This is a genomic window from Ectothiorhodospira marina, from assembly GCF_900109495.1.
GTDB lineage: Bacteria > Pseudomonadota > Gammaproteobacteria > Ectothiorhodospirales > Ectothiorhodospiraceae > Ectothiorhodospira > Ectothiorhodospira marina.
In genome coordinates this window covers 1-1,696 of record NZ_FOAA01000035.1, presented here as the reverse complement: position 1 = coordinate 1,696, position 1,696 = coordinate 1, and the positions used below count along the sequence as shown (strand labels likewise).

At 62.5% G+C, this 1,696-nt stretch carries 1 protein-coding gene; it reads left to right on the top strand.

The features are described 5' to 3' along the window. The first annotated feature begins 106 nt into the window (after positions 1–106). Positions 107–1,450 carry an IS1380 family transposase gene (locus BMY52_RS15000; RefSeq protein ID WP_090255799.1) on the top strand — a complete coding sequence of 448 codons (1,344 nt, stop codon included), beginning with the start codon at positions 107–109 and terminating at the stop codon, positions 1,448–1,450. Positions 1,451–1,696: the final 246 nt, after the last annotated feature.

The following is a 1,696-nucleotide window of genomic DNA, read 5'->3' as shown; positions in this document are numbered from 1 at the left end:
CCTGAATCCGTGACGAAATCTTGCCAAATTTCATGATTAGCCTTCAAAAACAACAAGATAAATGAGAAAATCGGGGCTTCCCGTTGCACCAGTTGGGTGAACCCAGATGCCCCTCAAAAAACCTCGCCTTGAGCAGTCGCCGCGCCGGATTCTCACCGCCCATGCGGGGCTGGCACTGATTGGCGAGGCGATTGCTGCATCCCGCCTGGATCAGGCGGTGAAGTCGATGGGATCTTACCGGGGCGCCGACCATGGTCAGGTGCTCAGCACCTACCTGGGGCTGCTTACCCTGGGCAAGAGCGACTTTGAAGCCGCCGAGGGGGTGCGCAAGGATCCGTTCTTTCTGTCCTGCATGGGCTTGAAGTGCGGGCTGTCGGCAGCGCGATTGCGTCAGCGCATGGATGCCTCGGCCATGGATTATGCCCGCGCCTTGGATCGGGCCAACCTGACTTTCCTTCAGCAGGCGAAGGTGCCGGTGACACCGTTGTCCTGCGGCCACGTGGCGCTGGACCTGGACCTGTTTGCCCAGGATAACTCGGGTACCCGCAAGGAAGGCGTGGGCTACACCTACCGGGGCTTTGACGGTTACGGCGTGATGCCGGCCTATCTGGGTGAAGAGGGCTGGTGTCTGGCCACCGAGTTCAAGCCGGGATCCGAGAACAGCCAGAACGGCTTTGGGTTCGTGCTGGATCGCGTGCTGCCAGCGGCACGCAGCCTCACTGAACGCCCCATTCTGATGCGTCTGGACAGTGCCCATGATGCCCTGGAAAACCGCGTGCGCGCGCAGGCCGAAGGCATCGACTTCATCATCAAGTGGAACCCCCGACAGGCGTCGGCGGCGGACTGGATGGCGCATGCGGATGGCCTGGAGGCGAGCAAGGTCAAGTGGGAAACGCCCCGCGAGGGTAAGCGGATCGCCACCTTCAGCGTCAACGAAACCCGGAGCTGGCAAGGGCAGGAGTACACCTTCCGACGCGTCATGCGCGTGGTGGAGCGCACAATCGACCGCAAGGGCCAGACGCTGGTGTTCCCCGACTTGGAGGTCGAGGGCTGGTGGACCTCCTTGGAACTGTCCGATGACGACATCATCGCCCTGTATCGCGGCCATGCCACCTGTGAGCAGTTCCACTCCGAGTTCAAGACCGACATGGATCTGGAGCGCCTGCCCTCCGGCAAGTTCGACACCAACACCCTGGTCATGGCAGCGGGCACTTTCGTGTACAACGTCCTGCGCTGGATTGGCCTGCAGGGGCTGATTGGTGATGACTCGCCCGTGCGCCATCCCGCCAAGCGCCGTCGCATCCGCACAGTGTTTCAGGAGTTGATCAGCCTGCCGGCGCAACTGGTTCACCACGCCCGTCAGGTCTGGTTGCGCTTTGGCGCACACTGCCCCGGCTTTGCTGCCTTCAAGCGAGTGCTCACACAACTCCAGGCTTGCGCCTCCGGATAGCGGGAAACGCCGGCTCACATCCTGGACCCTCGCGCACGGCCTGGCGCACAGGCGGCGCGGATACCCGTGGCTCTGGCCCCGGGAATCACCCCCAACTGCTGCTTGGAAAGGCTGACATTTCATGGATGAACGCCTTCAGGTAACCTGAACGCTGGTTGGCCACCGGTCACAGCATCCTTCGCGGGATCGCGCCCCTGCCAGGGCGGATTTCTGGCCGGGCGGGCGAGATTCGCCACGGATTCAGAT

Excerpts from the sequence above, each read along its gene's own strand:
- BMY52_RS15000 (WP_090255799.1), top strand. The coding sequence starts at position 107 with ATGCCCCTCAAAAAACCTCGCCTTGAGCAGTCGCCGCGCCGGATTCTC.